This is a genomic window from Stutzerimonas stutzeri, from assembly GCF_000219605.1.
GTDB lineage: Bacteria > Pseudomonadota > Gammaproteobacteria > Pseudomonadales > Pseudomonadaceae > Stutzerimonas > Stutzerimonas stutzeri.
Map to the genome: position 1 here is coordinate 2080991 of NC_015740.1, position 18636 is coordinate 2099626.

At 65.4% G+C, this 18636-nt stretch carries 15 protein-coding genes; 14 read left to right on the forward strand and 1 reads right to left on the reverse strand.

Translation table 11 applies throughout. The features are described 5' to 3' along the window. Window positions 1-69 precede the first annotated feature (69 nt). From exaC to PSTAB_RS09855, 14 genes are all read left to right on the forward strand, one after another. Window positions 70-1590 carry an acetaldehyde dehydrogenase ExaC gene (gene exaC, locus PSTAB_RS09795; protein WP_011913206.1) on the forward strand — a complete coding sequence of 507 codons (1521 nt, stop codon included), beginning with the start codon at window positions 70-72 and terminating at the stop codon, window positions 1588-1590. A gap of 240 nt (window positions 1591-1830) precedes the next feature. After that, complete coding sequence (locus tag PSTAB_RS09800) at window positions 1831-2949, forward strand: oxidoreductase (protein ID WP_013982758.1); 1119 nt, start codon at window positions 1831-1833, stop codon at window positions 2947-2949. Between the two features lie 179 nt (window positions 2950-3128). Continuing rightward, on the forward strand, window positions 3129-3200 hold the full coding sequence (gene pqqA / locus PSTAB_RS21165; protein ID WP_003253598.1) for a pyrroloquinoline quinone precursor peptide PqqA: 72 nt from the start codon (window positions 3129-3131) through the stop codon (window positions 3198-3200). A gap of 47 nt (window positions 3201-3247) precedes the next feature. Continuing rightward, window positions 3248-4159: a pyrroloquinoline quinone biosynthesis protein PqqB gene (pqqB, locus tag PSTAB_RS09805; protein ID WP_013982759.1), complete on the forward strand. Its 912-nt coding sequence runs from the start codon at window positions 3248-3250 to the stop codon at window positions 4157-4159. 71 nt (window positions 4160-4230) lie between these two features. Further along, the gene (gene pqqC, locus PSTAB_RS09810; protein ID WP_013982760.1) at window positions 4231-4983 is read left to right on the forward strand and encodes a pyrroloquinoline-quinone synthase PqqC; all 753 of its coding nucleotides are present in this window, start codon (window positions 4231-4233) and stop codon (window positions 4981-4983) included. Between the two features lie 84 nt (window positions 4984-5067). Then, window positions 5068-5346, forward strand: a complete 279-nt coding sequence (gene pqqD / locus PSTAB_RS09815; protein ID WP_011913210.1) for a pyrroloquinoline quinone biosynthesis peptide chaperone PqqD — start codon at window positions 5068-5070, stop codon at window positions 5344-5346. Further along, window positions 5318-6472 carry a pyrroloquinoline quinone biosynthesis protein PqqE gene (gene pqqE / locus PSTAB_RS09820; protein WP_013982761.1) on the forward strand — a complete coding sequence of 385 codons (1155 nt, stop codon included), beginning with the start codon at window positions 5318-5320 and terminating at the stop codon, window positions 6470-6472. The genes pqqD and pqqE overlap by 29 nt, the downstream gene beginning before the upstream one ends. After that, on the forward strand, window positions 6469-8403 hold the full coding sequence (locus PSTAB_RS09825) for an alpha/beta hydrolase family protein (protein ID WP_049790812.1): 1935 nt from the start codon (window positions 6469-6471) through the stop codon (window positions 8401-8403). Before pqqE ends, PSTAB_RS09825 begins: the two co-directional genes overlap by 4 nt. A 108-nt stretch (window positions 8404-8511) precedes the next feature. Then, entirely contained in the window at window positions 8512-9675 is a 1164-nt protein-coding gene (ercA, locus tag PSTAB_RS09830; RefSeq protein ID WP_017245086.1) for an alcohol dehydrogenase-like regulatory protein ErcA, read from the forward strand. Further along, window positions 9659-11359: a hybrid sensor histidine kinase/response regulator gene (locus PSTAB_RS09835; protein ID WP_013982764.1), complete on the forward strand. Its 1701-nt coding sequence runs from the start codon at window positions 9659-9661 to the stop codon at window positions 11357-11359. The genes ercA and PSTAB_RS09835 overlap by 17 nt, the downstream gene beginning before the upstream one ends. 52 nt (window positions 11360-11411) lie before the next feature. Further along, window positions 11412-11756, forward strand: coding sequence for a hypothetical protein (locus PSTAB_RS09840; protein WP_041771730.1), 345 nt, complete (start codon window positions 11412-11414; stop codon window positions 11754-11756). Window positions 11757-11846: 90 nt separating this feature from the next. Beyond that, window positions 11847-13100, forward strand: a complete 1254-nt coding sequence (locus PSTAB_RS09845) for a TolC family protein (protein ID WP_013982766.1) — start codon at window positions 11847-11849, stop codon at window positions 13098-13100. After that, window positions 13097-14593: an efflux RND transporter periplasmic adaptor subunit gene (locus PSTAB_RS09850; RefSeq protein WP_013982767.1), complete on the forward strand. Its 1497-nt coding sequence runs from the start codon at window positions 13097-13099 to the stop codon at window positions 14591-14593. The genes PSTAB_RS09845 and PSTAB_RS09850 overlap by 4 nt, the downstream gene beginning before the upstream one ends. Continuing rightward, entirely contained in the window at window positions 14590-17739 is a 3150-nt protein-coding gene (locus PSTAB_RS09855; RefSeq protein ID WP_013982768.1) for an efflux RND transporter permease subunit, read from the forward strand. The genes PSTAB_RS09850 and PSTAB_RS09855 overlap by 4 nt, the downstream gene beginning before the upstream one ends. Here PSTAB_RS09855 and PSTAB_RS09860 read toward each other — a convergent pair. Further along, complete coding sequence (locus tag PSTAB_RS09860; RefSeq protein ID WP_013982769.1) at window positions 17725-18441, reverse strand: hypothetical protein; 717 nt, start codon at window positions 18439-18441, stop codon at window positions 17725-17727. The two genes, PSTAB_RS09855 and PSTAB_RS09860, sit on opposite strands and share 15 nt — an antisense overlap. Window positions 18442-18636 lie beyond the last annotated feature (195 nt).

Sequence of the window (18636 nt, forward strand, 5' to 3'; positions counted from 1 at the left end):
CTAAGATCGGTCCATGCCCTGCGCACTTCCCGGCGCAGGCACTGACAAGCAGAAGAAGAGAGGCCCATCATGATCTACGCCCAGCCCGGTACCCCAGGCGCCGTCGTTTCCTTCAAGCCCCGTTACGGCAACTACATCGGTGGTGAGTTCGTCCCGCCGGTCAAAGGCGAGTACTTCGTCAACACCTCGCCCGTCAATGGTGAAGTGATCGCCGAATTCCCGCGTTCGGGCGCTGAAGACATCGAGAAGGCGCTGGATGCCGCGCATGCAGCCGCCGACGCCTGGGGTCGTACCTCGGTGCAGGACCGCGCCAATATCCTGCTGAAGATCGCTGATCGCATCGAAGCCAACCTGGAAAAACTTGCCGTCGCCGAAACCTGGGACAACGGCAAGGCCGTTCGTGAAACCCTGAACGCCGACGTACCGCTGGCCGCCGACCACTTCCGCTACTTCGCCGGTTGCATCCGTGCCCAGGAAGGCAGCGCTGCAGAGATCAACGAGCACACCGCGGCCTATCACTTCCATGAGCCGCTGGGCGTGGTCGGGCAGATCATCCCGTGGAACTTCCCGCTGCTGATGGCAGCCTGGAAGCTGGCACCGGCCCTGGCTGCCGGTAACTGCATCGTGCTCAAGCCGGCCGAACAGACTCCGCTGTCGATCATGGTCCTGATCGAGATCATCGGTGACCTGCTGCCAGCGGGCGTGCTGAACATCGTTCAGGGCTTCGGCCGCGAAGCTGGTCAGGCGTTGGCGACCAGCACCCGCATTGCCAAGATCGCCTTTACCGGCTCGACCCCGGTTGGCTCGCACATCATGCGTTGCGCGGCCGAGAACATCATCCCCAGCACCGTGGAACTGGGTGGCAAGAGCCCGAACATCTTCTTCGAAGACATCATGAATGCGGAGCCTGCGTTCATCGAGAAAGCCGCTGAAGGTCTGGTACTGGCCTTCTTCAACCAGGGCGAGGTCTGCACCTGCCCGTCGCGTGCGCTGATTCAGGAATCGATCTTCGAGCCCTTCATGGAAGTGGTGATGAAGAAGGTCAAGGCGATCAAGCGCGGCAACCCGCTGGATACCGACACCATGGTCGGCGCCCAGGCGTCCGAGCAGCAGTTCGACAAGATCCTTTCCTACATGGAAATCGCCCAGCAGGAAGGCGCGCAGATCCTCACCGGCGGCGCAGCCGAGAAGCTCGAAGGCGGCCTGGCCTCCGGTTACTACGTGCAGCCGACCCTGATCAAGGGTCACAACAAGATGCGTGTGTTCCAGGAAGAAATCTTCGGCCCGGTGGTCGGCGTCGCTACCTTCAAGGACGAAGCCGAAGCCCTGGCCATTGCCAACGATACCGAGTTCGGCCTGGGCGCTGGCGTCTGGACCCGCGACATCAACCGCGCCTACCGCATGGGTCGCGGCATCAAGGCCGGCCGTGTCTGGACCAACTGCTACCACCTGTATCCGGCACATGCCGCGTTCGGCGGCTACAAGAAGTCCGGTGTCGGTCGCGAAACGCACAAGATGATGCTCGACCACTATCAGCAGACCAAGAACCTGCTGGTCAGCTACGACATCAATCCGCTCGGCTTCTTCTGATGAGGGCCCCGGCGCGTGTGCTCCAGCGCGCCGGTTTATTTTGCTACGCACGTCAAGTGCAGGAACCTGCGCCGCTTCTGAAGTACCCCCTCGAACCGAGCGTATGGTTCCTATCGCAACGCGGCCCCGGCCGCGTTTTTTTTGCTCCGGACTCGACCAGCCATCGCGGCCATCGAACTCCCGCGAGCCGAAGCGCCTCACATCTGCATAGGCCAACATCGAAAGCAGAGGAGGTCACCCATGCCGCAATTGCTCGAGCCCTGCTCGCTGAAGCACCTGCGCTTGCGCAATAGAGCCGTCGTCGCACCCATGACGCGGGTCAGCGCCGAGCCCGAGGGCGTTGCCAACGAACTGATGCGCGACTACTACGCATCCTTTGCCAAAGGCGGCTTCGGGATGATCGTCAGCGAGGGTGTCTATACCGATACCGCTTATAGCCAGGGCTACTTCAACCAGCCCGGGCTCGCCACCGACGCGCACCGGGACAGCTGGAAGCCCATCGTGCAGGCGGTTCACGAAGCCGGTGCGGCGTTCATCGCGCAGCTCATGCATGGCGGTGCCCAGACCCAAGGCAACATCCATCACGCCCGCCATGTGGCTCCATCGGCAGTACAACCGAGCGGATCTCAGCTGAAGTTCTATGGCGGAGAGGGTCCTTACGCGACGCCGGCTGAAATGAGCGAAGAGGATATCCAGGAGGCCATCGCCGGCTTCGCGCTGGCGGCCCGGCACGCGCGGGAGGCCGGCTTCGATGGAGTCGAACTGCATGGCGCCAACGGCTACCTGCTGCACGAATTCATGAGCGTCGAGTTCAACCAGCGCAGCGATCAATGGGGTGGGACGTTTCTCGAACGCCTGCGCATGCCACTGGCGGTGATCGCTGCCGTGCGGGCGGAGGTGGGCGAGGAATTCGTGGTGGGGATGCGACTGTCGCAGAGCATGGTCTGCGACGGCCGGCTCAAATGGGAGGGCGGCGAGGAACAGGCCCGGCAGCGCTTCCGTGTACTGGCTGATGCAGGGCTCGACTATCTGCACATCACTGAGCCCGAAGCCCGCGCACCGGCCTTCGGAGAAGGCCCGAGCCTTGCCGCCATCGCCAAGGGCAGCGTAGCGATCCCGGTGATCGGCAACGGTGCCATCGTCACCGGCGAGCAGGCCGAGGCCTTGCTTGGTCGAGGCGAGATGGATCTGGTGGCGGTTGGCAAGGCGGCGCTGGCCAACAACGATTGGCCGCAACGCATTCAGCAAGGCATCGAGCTGAGCGATTTCGACGGTTCGATGTTTGTTCCCATGGCGACCATCACCAACGAACTGGCGTGGCGCAATGCCAATGATCGGCCAGCGCTGCGTTCGAGTTGACACGCCCGGCAACGAGGCGTTAGCTGAATCGCGAAACCTGGTAACAGATGGCTGCCGTTCGTCGGGCGCTACCAAGGCACGGCGCTGTCTCCTTCCAAAGTACCATTCTGCTTGAAGCAGAACAGGGGGCTTAATTGGGCTGTCGGAATCTTCCGGCACCATAAAAAGAGGACCGACCTATGTGGACTAAACCCGCCTTCACCGACCTGCGTATTGGTTTCGAAGTCACCATGTACTTCGCAAACCGTTGATCGACCAGCCCCGGCTCCGGCCGGGGCTTTGCTTTTGGGGGCTGTCCATGTTCATCCGAATACTCGGTTCCGCCGCGGGTGGGGGTTTTCCGCAGTGGAACTGCAACTGCGCCAACTGTGCGGGCCTGCGCGCCGGCACGCTCAACGCCAAGGCGCGTACCCAGTCGTCCATCGCCATCAGCGACAACGGTGTCGACTGGATCCTGTGCAATGCGTCGCCGGACATCCGCGCCCAGCTCGAGTCCTTTCCGACCCTGCAGCCGGCCCGTGCGCCCCGCGACACCGCCATCGGTGCGATCGTCCTGCTGGACAGCCAGATCGATCACACCACCGGCCTGCTGACGCTGCGCGAAGGCTGCCCGCATGAAGTCTGGTGCACCGAGATGGTTCATCAGGACCTCACCACCGGCTTCCCGCTCTTCAACATGCTTGAGCACTGGAACGGCGGCCTGAAATGGAACCCGGTCGCCCTGAGCGGCAACTTCAGCATTCCCTGCTGCCCGAACCTGCATATCACGCCGATCCCGCTGCGCAGCTCGGCGCCACCCTATTCGCCGCACCGCAACGACCCGCACCCGGGCGACAACATCGGTCTGCTCATCGAAGACCGCAACACTGGTGGCACACTGTTCTACGCGCCGGGGCTTGGCCAGGTCAGCGAAGAGCTGCTGGCCACCATGCGCCGGGCCGACTGCCTGCTGGTCGACGGCACGCTGTGGCGCGATGACGAGATGCTCGTGCGCGAGGTCGGCACCAAGCTCGGCAGCGAAATGGGCCATCTGCAGCAGAGCGGCCCGGGCGGCATGATCGAGGTGCTCGACGGCATGCCGGCGGTGCGCAAGATCCTCATTCATATCAACAACACCAACCCGATCCTCGACGAGGATTCCGTCGAGCGCGAGATCCTTGGCGAGCACGGGATCGAGGTCGCCTACGACGGCATGAACATCGAGCTCTGAAGCCAAGACATTGCCGCAGCCGGCCACAGGCCGAACGAGCGCAGAACGACAAGAAAGGAACTGAAACCGTTATGAACCTGCCAGCCATGAGTCCCGCCGAATTCGAACAGGCGCTGCGCGCCAAGGGCGAGTACTACCATATCCATCACCCGTTCCACCGGGCCATGTATGCCGGGCAGGCGACGCGCGAACAGATTCAGGGTTGGGTCGCCAACCGCTTCTACTATCAGGTCTGCATCCCGGTGAAGGATGCAGCGATCATGGCCAACTGTCCGGACCGCGACACCCGCCGCGAGTGGATTCAGCGCATCATCGACCACGATGGCGCGCCGGGTGAGGAGGGTGGCATCGAAGCCTGGCTGCGGCTGGCCGAGGCCGTGGGTCTGGACCGTGAGCAGGTGCTGTCGCAGGAGCTGGTGCTTCCCGGCGTGCGCTTCGCAGTGGATGCCTACGTGAACTTTGCCCGTCGGGCCTGCTGGCAGGAAGCAGCCAGCAGCTCGCTGACCGAACTGTTCGCACCGACCATCCACCAGTCGCGGCTGGATAGCTGGCCGCAGCACTATCCCTGGATCGACGCGTCGGGCTATGACTACTTCCGCAAGCGCCTGAAGGAAGCCCGCCGCGATGTCGAGCACGGCCTGCGCATCACCCTGGACCACTATCGCACCCGCGAGGCGCAGGAGCGCATGCTGGAGATCCTTCAGTTCAAGCTCGACGTGTTGTGGAGCATGCTGGACGCCATGAGCATGGCCTATGAGCTGGACCGACCGCCGTACCATACCGTCACCCGCGACCGGGTCTGGCACAAGGGCATCAGCTTCTGACGGGCGCACGTCGTGCAGGGTTGGGCTTCGGCCCGCCACTGCCACGGCTGATCGACGCCCGCCCGGCCATTGACGAGAAAAGAGATGAGCGAAATTCAACTGACCCAGGTTCCATCCTTTCGCCGCGGCTTCCGCTTCCAGTGGGAGCCGGCGCAGAACTGCCACGTGCTGCTCTATCCGGAAGGTATGATCAAACTCAACGAGAGCGCCGCAGCAGTGCTGACCGAGGTGGACGGGACAAGGACCGTGGGCGCCATCGTCGCCGACCTGCAGGCTCGCTACCCGGAGGCCGAAGGCATTCAAGAGGATATCGTCGCGTTCCTGGAGGTCGCCGTTGAACGGTTCTGGATCGAGCTTCGCTAAACCCGGCTACGAGCCGGGTCCGCCGCTCTGGTTGCTGGCGGAGCTGACCTATCGTTGTCCGCTGCAGTGCCCGTACTGCTCCAATCCGCTGGACTTCGCCCGTAGCCACGATGAGCTGAGTACGGCTGAGTGGATCGAGGTATTTCGCCAGGCGCGGGAGATGGGAGCGGCCCAGCTGGGCTTTTCCGGAGGCGAGCCGCTGGTCCGTCAGGACCTTGCCGAGCTGATCGCCGCCGCGCGCGGGCTCGGCTACTACACCAACCTGATCACCTCAGGCATCGGCCTTACCGAAGAGAAGATCGCCAGCTTCGCCGATGCCGGCCTCGACCATATCCAGATCAGCTTCCAGGCCGCGGACGAGGAGGTGAACAACCTGCTCGCCGGGTCGCAGAAGGCTTTCGCCCACAAGCTGGAAATGGCCCGTGCGGTGAAAAAACACGGCTATCCGATGGTGCTCAACTTCGTCACACATCGGCACAACATCGACAACATCGACCAGATCATTCGTCTGTGCGTCGAGCTCGAGGCCGATTTTGTCGAGCTCGCCACCTGCCAGTTCTACGGCTGGGCCGAACTTAACCGCGCCGGGCTGCTACCGAGCAAGGAGCAGCTGGTACGTGCCGAGCGGATCACCAACGAGTGGCGCGACAAGCTCGCCGCCGAGAACCATCCGTGCAAACTGATCTTCGTCACGCCCGATTATTACGAGGAACGGCCGAAGGCCTGCATGAACGGCTGGGGCAACCTGTTCCTGGACATCACCCCGGACGGCACGGCCTTGCCCTGTCATAGCGCGCGACAGTTACCGGTGACTTTCCCGAACGTGCGCGAGCACAGCATCGAATACATCTGGCGAGACTCGTTCGGCTTCAACAGGTTTCGCGGTTACGACTGGATGCCTGAACCCTGTCGCAGCTGCGACGAGAAGGAGCGCGACTTCGGCGGCTGCCGCTGCCAGGCCTTTATGCTCACCGGCGATGCCGCCAATGCCGACCCCGTGTGCAGCAAGTCGGCACACCACGGCAAGATCCTTGCGGCTCGCGATCAGGCCGACCACGGCGCGCTGGGCCTCGATCAGCTGCAGCATCGTAACGAGAAGGCTTCCAAGCTCATCCTCAAGGTATGAAATCGCCCCGCAACGATTCGTCCATGCTTCATCCATCCGCCGAGGTGCTGCCCTATGGCTTCTGGCCCAGCGACTGGAGTGCCGAAGCCGCTGCGGCCGCTAGCCGGGACTTCGCCGAGTTGCGGGCCGGGCAGGGTGGGTTGTTCTGGATCGAGTACGACCCCGCCGAGGGTCGCTGCAGCCTGTGGTTCTGGCAGGCCGGCCACGCGCGCTGCCTGACGCCAGCCGGCTACTCGGTACGCAGTCGCGTCTATGAATACGGCGGCGGCGCGTTCTGCCTTACCGGGCAGGGGCTCGCCTTCGTTAACGAGGCGGACCAGCAGATCTACCTGCAAACGCTGGCTGACCCGGAAGCCACATCCTTGTCTGCAGCGCTGACCGAGCGTCCCGGCTGCCGTTACGGTGATCTGCAGTACGACCCCAAGGGCGCGGCCGTCATCGCCCTGGAGGAGTCCAGCGAAGACAACGGTATCGTGCACCGGCTGGTGGCCTTCACGCTGTCCGACGGCGCTCGCCGTATCCTCGTCGAAGGGGCCGACTTCTACTCGTCGCCCATATTGGCTCCGGATGGTCGACGGTTGGCCTGGATCGAGTGGGATCGCCCGGAGCAGCCCTGGACCTCGACCCGTCTGTGCGTCGCCGAGCGTCAGGCAGACGGGGGCTGGGGCGCGGTGAGGTGCGTGGCTGGCGGCGCGGGTGGGGAGTCGCTGCAGCAACCGCGCTTCACCGAACACGGTCAGCTGATCTGTCTCAGTGACCGGTTGGGCTACTGGCAGCCCTGGGCCGAGGTCGACGGTGCGTGGGCATTGCATCCGCTAATCGCAGTGGAGTCGGAGGCGACACGTAATTTCGACTGCGCGCCTGCGCCCTGGCAGCTGGGGACCAGCAGCTATGTGCCGCTGGCGGACGGCGGCCTGCTGTTGACCCATATGGTCGACGGCTACGGTTGGCTGTTCGAACACGGCGCCGGAGGCGGGCAGCAGTTGGCCAGTGCGTTCAGCCGCTGCCGCCAGCTCACTGCGGACGCCACCCACCTGTTCTGCATCGCGGGTGCAACGCAGCGCGCGCCGGCGGTGCTGGCCATTGACCGGGCCAACGGCTCGGTGCGGGTTCTGGCCGGCGGAGCGACTCCGCTTGCCGCGCCACAGGTTTCGTGCCCGCAGGCCATGCGATTCCCGACCGGCAATGGTGAAACCGCCCATGCGTTCTTCTATACGCCGCGCAACACGAACTGCCGCGGCGAGCACGGTACATTGCCACCGCTGGTGGTGTTCATCCATGGCGGACCGACGTCGGCGTGCTACCCGGTGTTCGACCCGCGCATCCAGTTCTGGACGCAGCGCGGCTTCGCCGTGGTGGACGTCAACTACCGCGGCAGCAGCGGGTTCGGCCGGGCCTACCGACAACGCCTGCGCGAGCAATGGGGTGTGGTGGATGTGGAAGACGCCTGCCAGGCGGCCCGCGCACTGGCGCAGCAGGGCGCTATCGATCCGCAGCGGGTGTTCATCCGTGGCTCCAGCGCCGGCGGCTACACCGCCCTCAGCGCACTGGTGGCGACCGATCTGTTTCGCGGCGGCGCCAGTCTGTATGGCGTCAGCGACCCCCTGGCGCTGCGCCGGGTCACCCACAAGTTCGAAGGCGACTATCTGGATTGGCTGATCGGTGATCCGCAGCGGGTGCCGGAGCGCTTTCGCGAGCGCGCGCCGCTGCATAACGCCGAGCGCATCGCCGCACCGGTGCTCTTCCTGCAGGGCGGGCAGGACGCCGTGGTGCTACCCGAGCAAACCCAATCGATGGTGGCAGCATTGCAGAGGCGCGGCGTCGAGGTGCAGTACCGTCTCTACCCGGACGAACGCCACGGCTTTCGTCAGGCTGCCAACCTGGCGGATGCGCTCGAGCGCGAGCTGCGCTTCTACCAAGGGCTGCTGTAGCTCTTTCCGCCGGACGGATGGCGCCGCCAGCCGTTAGGCGCATTGCTTTAACTGAGCAATGCAGTAGGCTTGCGCCCGTTGTTACAAAAAATAAAAAAGGCCGCAGTCATGAGCCCGAATATCAGCCTCCAGCGCAAGTTCGTCTCCCCTGAAATCATCTTTGGTGCCGGCTGCCGCCATAGCGTGGGCACCTGCGCGGGCAATTTCGGCGCGCGCAAGGTGCTGGTGGTTTCCGATCCGGGGGTGGTCAAGGCCGGCTGGGTGGCCGATGTGCAGGCCAGCCTCGCTCGACAGGGCATCGAGCACTGCCTGTTCACCGACGTTTCGCCCAATCCGCGCTGCGAAGAGGTGATGCTCGGTGCCGAGCTGTATCGCAGCGAGGGCTGCAACGTGATCGTTGCAGTCGGCGGCGGCAGCCCGATGGATTGCGCCAAGGGCATCGGCATCGTGGCCGCGCATGGGCGGCATATCTATGAATTCGAGGGCGTCGACACCCTGCGCGTGCCCAGCCCGCCGTTGATCCTGATTCCCACCACCGCCGGCACCTCGGCGGATGTGTCGCAGTTCGTGATCATTTCCAATCAGGAAGAGCGGATGAAGTTCTCGATCGTCAGCAAGGCCGCCGTGCCGGATGTTTCGCTGATCGATCCGGAAACCACGCTCAGCATGGACCCGTTTCTCTCCGCCTGCACCGGTATCGATGCGCTGGTGCATGCCATCGAGGCCTTCGTTTCCACCGGCCACGGCCCGCTGACCGACCCCCACGCGCTGGAGGCCATGCGGCTGATCAACGGCAATCTGGTGCAGATGATCGCCAATCCGGCGGACATCGCGCTGCGCGAGCAGATCATGCTCGGCAGCATGCAGGCCGGGCTGGCCTTCTCCAATGCCATCCTCGGCGCCGTGCATGCCATGTCCCACAGCCTCGGCGGCTATCTGGACCTGCCCCACGGCGTATGCAATGCCGTGCTGGTCGAGCATGTGGTGGCCTTCAACTACGACGCTGCACCTGATCGCTACCGGATAGTCGCCGAGACCCTCGGCATCGATTCACGCGGGCTGAGCCATCGACAGGTGCGCGAGCGGCTGGTGCAGCATCTGATCGATCTCAAGCAGCGCATCGGCTTCCGCGAAACCCTGAGCCTGCACGGCGTGAACCTCTCCGATATCCCGTTCCTCTCGCAACACGCCATGCAGGACCCCTGCATCCTGACCAATCCACGCTCGTCGACGCAGCGGGACGTCGAGGTGGTCTATGCCGAAGCCCTCTGATGATCAGCATCAGGCACTGACGCAACTGCTCGGCTTCGGCAGTCATTCGGCACGCAAGAGCCACTACCCCGAGCTGCTGGCACGCCTGGAAGAGCTGGAAGCCGAACGCAATCGCTACAAATGGCTGTTCGAGCATGCGGTGCATGGCATCTTCCAGGCCAGCCTGCAGGAAGGCATCCGCGCAGCCAATCCGGCGCTGGCGCGAATGCTTGGCTATGAAGGTCCGGAAGAGGCGCTCTGGGCGCTGACCGATCTGTCACACCATCTGTTCATCGGCGGCGAGGACGAGCTGCGGCAGATCCGCCACACCCTGAGCCAGCAGCACGGGCTGTTCGGTTACGAAACACGCCTGCGCCGCAAGGATGGCAGCGCCATCTACGTGGTGATGAACCTGCTGCTCAAACCGGACGAGGACGGCCTGGTGGAAGGCTTCGTCGCCGACGTCACCGAGCGCAAGCTCGCCCAGCTGCGCCTGTTGCAGCTCAATGAGGAGCTGGAGCGTCGCGTCGCCGAGCGCACCTGCGAACTGCGCGAGGCGCGAGATGCGGCGGAGGCCGCCAACCTCAGCAAGGACAAGTATCTCGCTGCTGCCAGCCACGACCTGCTGCAGCCGCTCAACGCTGCGCGGTTGCTCATCTCGACGCTGCGCGAGCGTGCCCTGCCGCAAGGCGAGCGCCATCTGGTCGAGCGTGCGCACCAGGCGCTGGAGGGCGCCGAGGATCTGCTGACCGACCTGCTCGATATTTCCAAGCTCGACCAGGCGGCCATCAAACCGGACATCGACATCTACACGCTGGACGATGTCCTGTTGCCGCTGGTTTCCGAATTCCAACCGGTGGCCGCTGCCGCCGGGCTTCGCTTGAAGCACCACGTTCCGCGCTTCGCCGTTAGAACGGACTTCCGCCTGCTGACACGGATTCTGCGCAATTTCCTCAGCAACGCCTGCCGCTATACCGACAGCGGCGGTGTGCTGATCGGCGCACGCAAACATGCCGGCGCGCTGCGCATCGAGGTCTGGGACACCGGAAGGGGAATCCCCCCCGAAGAGTTGCAGGCGATCTTCCTCGAGTTCAATCAGCTGGGCATCGGCAGATCGACCAAACGCAGCGGGGTGGGGCTGGGGCTGGCGATCGTCGATCGTATTGCCAACATGCTCGACTACCCTGTGCTGGTGCGTTCACGACCGGGCCGTGGCTCGGTGTTCAGCATCGACGTCCCGCTGGCCGACGCCTCGCCGCGCGAGCGCATCGCCACGCCAGTGAGCCTGCCGCAGTTGGGCGATCCGCTGCCAGGGCGACGGCTGCTGGTGATCGACAACGAGGAGAGCATTCTATTGAGCATGACCGCGCTGCTGGAGCAGTGGGGTTGCGAAGTGCTCACGGCTACCGACACGCAGAGCGCCCTGCTTGCGCTGGACGGACGGGCACCAGATGCGGTCCTCGCCGATTACCACCTGGACGGCGGCCTTACCGGCTGGGATGTGGTGTTGACGGTGCGCGAACGGTTCGGCCAGGCGCTGCCGGTGGTGATGATCACCGCTGATCGCAGCGACGAGTGCCGTCAGCAGTTGCAGGGCTGTGGTGTGCCGGTGCTGAACAAGCCGGTCAAGCCCGGCAAGATGCGCTCGGTACTCAGCCATCTGCTCGCAGGCAATTCATCCGCGGTGGGGCTGGAAGCGAGCTGAACCCGATCTTGGTCAAGTTTTTCCCTCTGGGCTGCCGGCTAGACTGCGGTCCATGAAAGCCTACCTGCGTCTCTTGCTCGTCCTGCTGCTCAGCCTCGCGCTTCCCCTGAACGGGATGGCGGCGTCGCCGCTGAGCGCGCTGCCGTGTCAGATGCAGAAAGATGCCCAGGCGGCCGAGCACTCCGGCCATATGGCGGTCGCGCCGGATGAAGACGGCCACGCGCACCAGAGCAATCCGCTGTGCGACGGCGGGCACCAGTGCAAGACCGGCAGCCCGCTTGTGACGATGCTCGCCAGGCCGGCGTTGAACGCTGCGCCTCCGCTGCTCGGCGCCGCCTATCTCGAGTTCCTTCCCGCCCGTTCCGGCGCCGACGTCTGGCGTCCGCCGCGTCACTGATTCCTTCGCCACCCTGACTCGCTCTGCGCCCGCGCGCTGAGCGCCAGATGCATGCCGCCTGCGGTGTGCAGGACACCGAGGAATCTCGCCATGATGATCCGATTCTTTCGCATGGGCCGAGCGCTGCTGGTCGTGCTTCCCTTGTTCGCCTTTTGGCTGCCCGGCACGGCTACCGGCCTGACCTTCGACGAGGCGCTGCGTCTGGCCGGCCAGCACGCGCCGTCGCTGAGTGCCGAGGCGGCCCGCGTGCAGGCCGTGCGCAGCGAAGCCATTGCCGCCGGCGAACTGCCCGACCCGAAACTGCTGCTTGGCGTACAGAGCCTGCCTATCGAGGGCTCCGAGCGCTGGAGCCTCAACGACGATGGCATGACCATGCGCATGGTCGGCCTGATGCAGGAGATGCCCAACCGCGAAAAGCGTCGGGCACGCGCCGACGTCGCCCATGCCGCAATCGGCCGCGCCGAGGCTGCACGCGAGATCGAGGCGCTGAAGGTGCGCCTGGTCACGGCCCAGGCGTGGATCGCCAGCCACGCGGTGGAACGCAAGCTGCACCTGTTTGGCGAGCTGCGGGCTGAGAATCGCCTGCTCGCCGAGGCGGTTCGCGCGCGCCTCGCCGGTGGACGTGGTCAGCTGACCGACCAGGTCGCGGCGCGCCAGGAGGCGGCCCAGCTCGCCGAACGCCAGGATGAGCTGGAGCAGCAGCGCCGCCTGGCCCGCGCCGCACTGCTGCGCTGGGTTGGCGCCGAGGGCAATCAGCCGCTGAGCGGCGAGTTGCCCAGCTGGCCCATCGAGCGCCAGACGCTGCTCCATCAGTTCGAGCGGCATCCGCAACTCAGCGCCTTTGCCCCGATGGCCCGCGAAGCCCAGGCGCGCATCCGCGAGGCCACCGCTGAGAAGAGGGGTGACTGGACCTGGGAGGTCGCCTACCTCAAGCGTGGTCGCGAATTCGGCGACATGCTCAACCTGGAATTCAGCTTCGACCTGCCGGTATTCCAGCGCAGCCGGCAGAACCCGCGGATCGCCGCACGCCACGCCGAGCTCAACCGGTTGGAGGCCGAGCGCGAGGCCGTGGCGCGCGAGATTGCCGAGCAACTGGAGGCCGAGCTCGCCGAGCTGGCGCGGCTGCAGCGCGCGCTGGCGCGCAGTGGCGAGCTGCAACTGCCGCTGGCTCGCGAGAAGGTCGAGTTGGCGATGAGCAGCTACCGCGCCGGCCGCGGCGATCTGGATGCGCTGCTCGCCGCACGCAACGAGCTGATCGAAGCCCGTCTGAAGCACATCGACCTGCAAGGGCTGGAGGCCATCGCCCGGACCCGTCTGCACCTCGCCTACGGAGAAGCCAAATGAGCCGTACTGTTCTTGCAAGCATCACGCTGCTCGGCGTGGCGATCGCGGTCGGGGTGGGAGGGGGTTACTGGTTCGCCCGCCAATACGGCGACATGGCAGCGCACGGGTCGACATCCGAAGCCGGCAGCCATGCCCAGGTGCTCTATTGGTACGACCCGATGGTTCCTCAGCATCGCTTCGACAGGCCCGGCAAATCCCCCTTCATGGACATGGATCTGGTGCCGCGCTACGCCAACCAGGACGGTGACGCGGCGGCCATCAGCATCGACGCCGGCGTCACCCAGAATCTCGGCGTGCGCCTGGCCACGGTCAGGCGTGGTCCGCTCGCAAGCCGCATCGATGCAGTGGGCGTGCTCGAATACAACGCCCGCGACGTGGCGCTGGTGCAGACGCGCGCCGGCGGCTTCGTCGAGCGCGTCTACCGCCATGCACCGGGCGACCTGATCGAAAAGGGTGCGCCACTGGCGGATCTGTTGATCCCCGAGTGGGCCGCCGCGCAGGAGGAATATCTGGCGCTGCGCCGTGCCGGCGACGCTGCGCTGCTGGACGCCGCCCGCCAGCGCCTGCGCCTGGCCGGGATGCCAACCTCGACGATCAGCCGGCTCGAGCGTAGCGGCAAGATCGACGCGACCATCAGCGTGAACGCACCGCTGGCCGGCGTGCTGCAGGAGCTCGAGGTGCGCGAGGGCATGACACTGGCAGCCGGAGCGCCCCTGGCGCGAATCAATGGGCTGGACAGCGTCTGGCTCGAGGTCGCGGTGCCGGAAGCGCAGAGTGCAGGCATCCAGGTTGGACAGCAGGCCGCAGCACGCCTGCCGGCGCTGCCGGGCCAGGTCATCGAAGGCGAGGTGAGCGCGGTGCTGCCGGAGGCCAGCGCGGCCAGCCGCACCCTGCGCGTGCGGGTGCAATTGCCCAATCCGGAGGGGCGCCTGCGCCCCGGGCTGACCGCACAGGTGACGCTGGCCGGCAGCGAGACTGCCGCGGTGCTGCTGGTGCCCAGCGAGGCGGTGATCCGCACCGGCCGCCGCGCGCTGGTGATGCTCGCCGAAGCCGGCGGACGCTACCGCCCGGTGGAGGTCGAGACGGGCCGCGAGAGCGGCAGCCACACGGCGATCCTGCGCGGCCTCGAGGAAGGCCAGCAGGTGGTCGCCTCAGGGCAGTTCCTGCTCGATTCCGAAGCCAGCCTGCGCGGTATCGTTGCGGCGCCGGTCGTCGATGCTGCCGCGCACGGCCACGTGCACGGTGCTGTCCAGCCGGCGCCCGCGCTGCATGAGGCCGAGGGAAGAGTGCTGAGTTTGGACGGCGAGCAGCTGAGGATCGCCCACGGGCCGTTCAACACCCTGGGCATGCCTGGCATGACCATGCGCTTCTCGGTGGCCGACGTCGCACTGCTGCAGGGGGTACAGCCGCAGGCCCGCATCCGTTTCGCGGTGCGCGAGACCGACCAGGGGCTGCTGATCGAGCGCCTGCAGCTATTGGAGCAGCAGCCATGATCGCCGCGCTGATTCGCTGGTCCGTGCTCAATCGTTTTCTGGTGTTGCTGACCACGCTGTTGATGAGCGCGGTGGGCATCTGGGCGGTGCGTACCACGCCGATCGACGCCCTGCCGGACCTTTCCGACGTGCAGGTGATCATCCGCACGGCGTATCCGGGGCAGGCGCCGCAGATTGTCGAGAACCAGGTGAGCTATCCGCTGACCACCACCATGCTCTCGGTACCGGGAGCGAAGACCGTGCGCGGCTATTCGTTCTTCGGTGACAGCTTCGTCTATGTGCTGTTCGAGGACGGTACCGATCTCTACTGGGCGCGCTCGCGGGTACTGGAATATCTCAGCCAGGTGCAGAGTCGGCTGCCGGCCGCGGCCAAGCCATCGCTGGGCCCGGACGCCACTGGCGTCGGCTGGATCTACCAGTACGCGCTGATCGACCGCAGTGGCGCACATGACCTGGCGCAACTGCGCAGCCTGCAGGACTGGTTCCTCAAGTACGAGCTGATCACCCTGCCCAACGTTGCCGAGGTGGCCACCATCGGTGGCATGGTCAAGCAGTACCAGGTGGTGCTCGACCCGCTGAAGATGGCCAGCCTGGGTGTGACCCAGGCGCAGGTGATCCAGGCGATCGAGATGGCCAATCAGGAGACAGGCGGCGCCGTGCTTGAGCTGGCCGAGACCGAGTACATGGTGCGTGCCTCGGGCTATCTGCAAACGCTCGAGGATTTTCGCAGCATCCCGCTGCAGCTCAGCGCTGCCGGCGTGCCGACGAGCCTGGGCGATGTCGCGCACGTCCAGCTCGGCCCGGAGATGCGCCGAGGCATCGCTGAGCTGGACGGGGAGGGCGAGACCGTCGGCGGCGTGGTGATCCTGCGCAGCGGCAAGAACGCGCGGGAAACGCTGGCCGCCGTGCACGCCAGGCTCGACGAGCTGAAGGGGAGCCTGCCTGCGGGCGTCGAAATCATTACCACCTACGACCGCAGCCAGCTGATCGACCGCGCCGTGAAGAACCTCAGCTTCAAGCTGCTGGAGGAGTTCATCGTCGTCGCGCTGGTCTGCGGGCTGTTCCTTTGGCACTTGCGCTCGTCGCTGGTGGCCATCGTCTCGCTGCCGATCGGCGTGCTGATCGCCTTTGCGGTCATGCGCTATCAGGGCATCAACGCGAACATCATGTCGCTGGGCGGCATCGCCATCGCCATCGGCGCAATGGTCGATGCCGCGGTGGTGATGATCGAGAACGCCCACAAGAAGGCCGAGGCCTGGCGGCATGCCAATCCCGGCCAGGTGCTGGAGGGCGACGAGCACTGGCAGGTGATGACCCGGGCGGCGCAGGAGGTCGGGCCGGCACTGTTCTTCTGCCTGCTGATTATCACCCTGTCGTTCATCCCGGTGTTTACCCTCGAAGCCCAGGAAGGCCGGTTGTTCGGCCCGCTGGCCTTCACCAAGACCTACGCGATGGCCGCCGCCGCGGGGCTATCGGTGACCCTGGTGCCCGTGCTGATGGGCTACTGGATCCGCGGCCGGCTGCCGGACGAGACGCGCAATCCGCTCAACCGCGGGCTGATCCAGCTGTATCGTCCGGCGCTGGAAGCGGTTCTGGCGCACCCGAAGTCGACCATCGTGGTGGCGCTGCTGGTGCTGGCCACCACGCTGTGGCCTGTCTCCCGGTTGGGCGGCGAGTTCCTGCCACCGATGGACGAGGGCGACCTGCTCTACATGCCTTCTGCACTGCCGGGGCTGTCCGCGCAGAAGGCCGTGCAGCTGCTACAGCAGACCGACCGGATGATCCGCACGGTGCCGGAGGTCGAGACGGTGTTCGGCAAGGCCGGGCGCGCCGAGTCGGCCACCGATCCGGCGCCGCTGGAGATGTTCGAGACCACCATCCGTTTCAAACCGCGCGAGCAGTGGCGTGCCGGGATGACCCCGGAGAAACTGGTCGAGGAGCTGGACCGCGCCGTGCAAGTGCCGGGGCTGACCAACATCTGGATTCCGCCAATCCGCAACCGCATCGACATGCTCGCCACCGGCATCAAGAGTCCCATCGGGGTGAAGATCGCCGGTGCCAACCTGGAGGAGGTCGACCGTGTCAGCCAGCAGGTGGAAGCCGTGGCCAAGCAGGTGCCGGGGGTAAGCTCGGCGCTGGCCGAACGGCTTGTCGGCGGGCGCTACATCGATATCGACATCGACCGACGCGACGCGGCGCGCTACGGGCTGAACATTGCCGACGTGCAGTCCATCGTGGCCAGCGCCATCGGCGGCGAGACCGTCGGCGAAACCGTGGAAGGGCTGGCGCGCTACCCGATCAGCGTGCGCTACCCGCGTGAATGGCGCGACACCCCGCAGGCGCTCGAGCAACTGCCGATTCTCACCCCGTTGGGCAGCCAGGTTACCCTCGGCAGTGTGGCGCGAGTGCGCGTCAGCGACGGCCCGCCGATGCTGCGCAGCGAGAACGCGCGGCTGGCCGGCTGGGTGTACGTCGATGTGCGTGACCGCGACATCGCCTCGGTGGTTGCCGACCTGCGCCGGGCCGTCGCCGCCGAGGTCAGCCTGCTGCCGGGCATGAGCCTGAGTTACTCGGGGCAATTCGAATTCCTCGAACGCGCCAACGAGCGGCTCAAGCTGGTGGTGCCGGCCACGCTGCTCATCATCTTCGTGCTGCTCTACCTGACGTTCGGCCGTCTGGACGAGGCGCTGCTGATCATGCTCACGCTGCCGTTCGCGCTGACCGGAGGTGTCTGGTTCCTCTACCTGATGGGCTACAACCTGTCGGTGGCCACGGGCGTTGGCTTCATCGCGCTGGCTGGCGTCGCCGCGGAGTTCGGCGTGATCATGCTGCTCTATCTGAAGAACGCCTGGACCGAGCAGCAGCAAAAGGGGCTTCTCGACGAGGCGGCGCTGTGCGAGGCCATCCGTGAGGGCGCAGTGCAGCGTGTGCGGCCCAAGGCAATGACCGTGGCGGTGATCGTCGCCGGGCTGCTGCCGATCCTGCTCGGCGCCGGTACCGGCAGCGAGGTGATGAGCCGTATCGCCGCGCCGATGGTCGGAGGCATGCTCAGCGCGCCGTTGCTGTCGCTGTTCGTGATTCCGGCCATCTATCGGCTGATGCGCAAGCCCGGTGGGAGCCGCGCAGCCGGGCTACAGCAGCAATAGCAGCCCCGAATAGCCCAGCGACCCGAGGAGGAACGCGCCGAAACGGCTGTTGCGCTCGGAAGGCAGTTCTTCCTTGAGCACATTGAGGATGATCGCCCCTGCAATAAAGGCGGTCACGGCCGATACGCCCAACTCGGACAGCTCTGTGGTTGCGCCGACCGCCCAGCCGACCAGCGTGGCGGCCGCCAGGATCCAGCGGCCGCTGCGGGCGAACAGCTGCTGATGGTCGTGCTGAAGGGCGACATCGTTGACCATGAAATGCAACGCCATGGCGACGCTGTACCAGATCAGCTCCAGGGTCTGCGCCGGATCGCGGTTGGCGAGGATGTAGCCGATCAGTGCGTTGTATCCGCCGAAGGCGGCGATATGCAGCCAGAACACGCCGGCATGAGTTGGCTCGTCGTCGGAACGCTCGCTACGGTGAGACTTGATCAGCCGCTCCAGCCCGTAGAAGCCGGCCAGGCCGATCAATGCCAGCAGGTAGGCATGATGTTCGAGGTAGCGCAGCGGGTGAAAACCGCTATCCTCCATGACCTGCTGGCCCTGTGCCAGCTCAGGTAACAGGTGAACGAATACGTAGGCCACTGCCACGCCACCGGCCATCGATAACCAGCGGCTGCGGGGCAGGCTGTGCAGCTTGCTCAGCCTGCCTGCCGCCAAGTGGGTCAGCGTCAGCACCAGAGCGGCAATGAATGTGAGCATGGGAATCCTGAGCGAAAGCCTCAGGGGTTGAGACTTTGACCGTCCATCGGCGTTCAGCATGCAGTTCGTCGGCTGCTGCGGCCGACTACTGATCTCGATCAGTTAGCGGCGTCTTGATCGGTCCGGTCGATGATTTTTTTGGTAGAGTTCGCTCCTGAAAAAGCGAGCAGCCAAGCCAGCTTTCAATACGGTCAA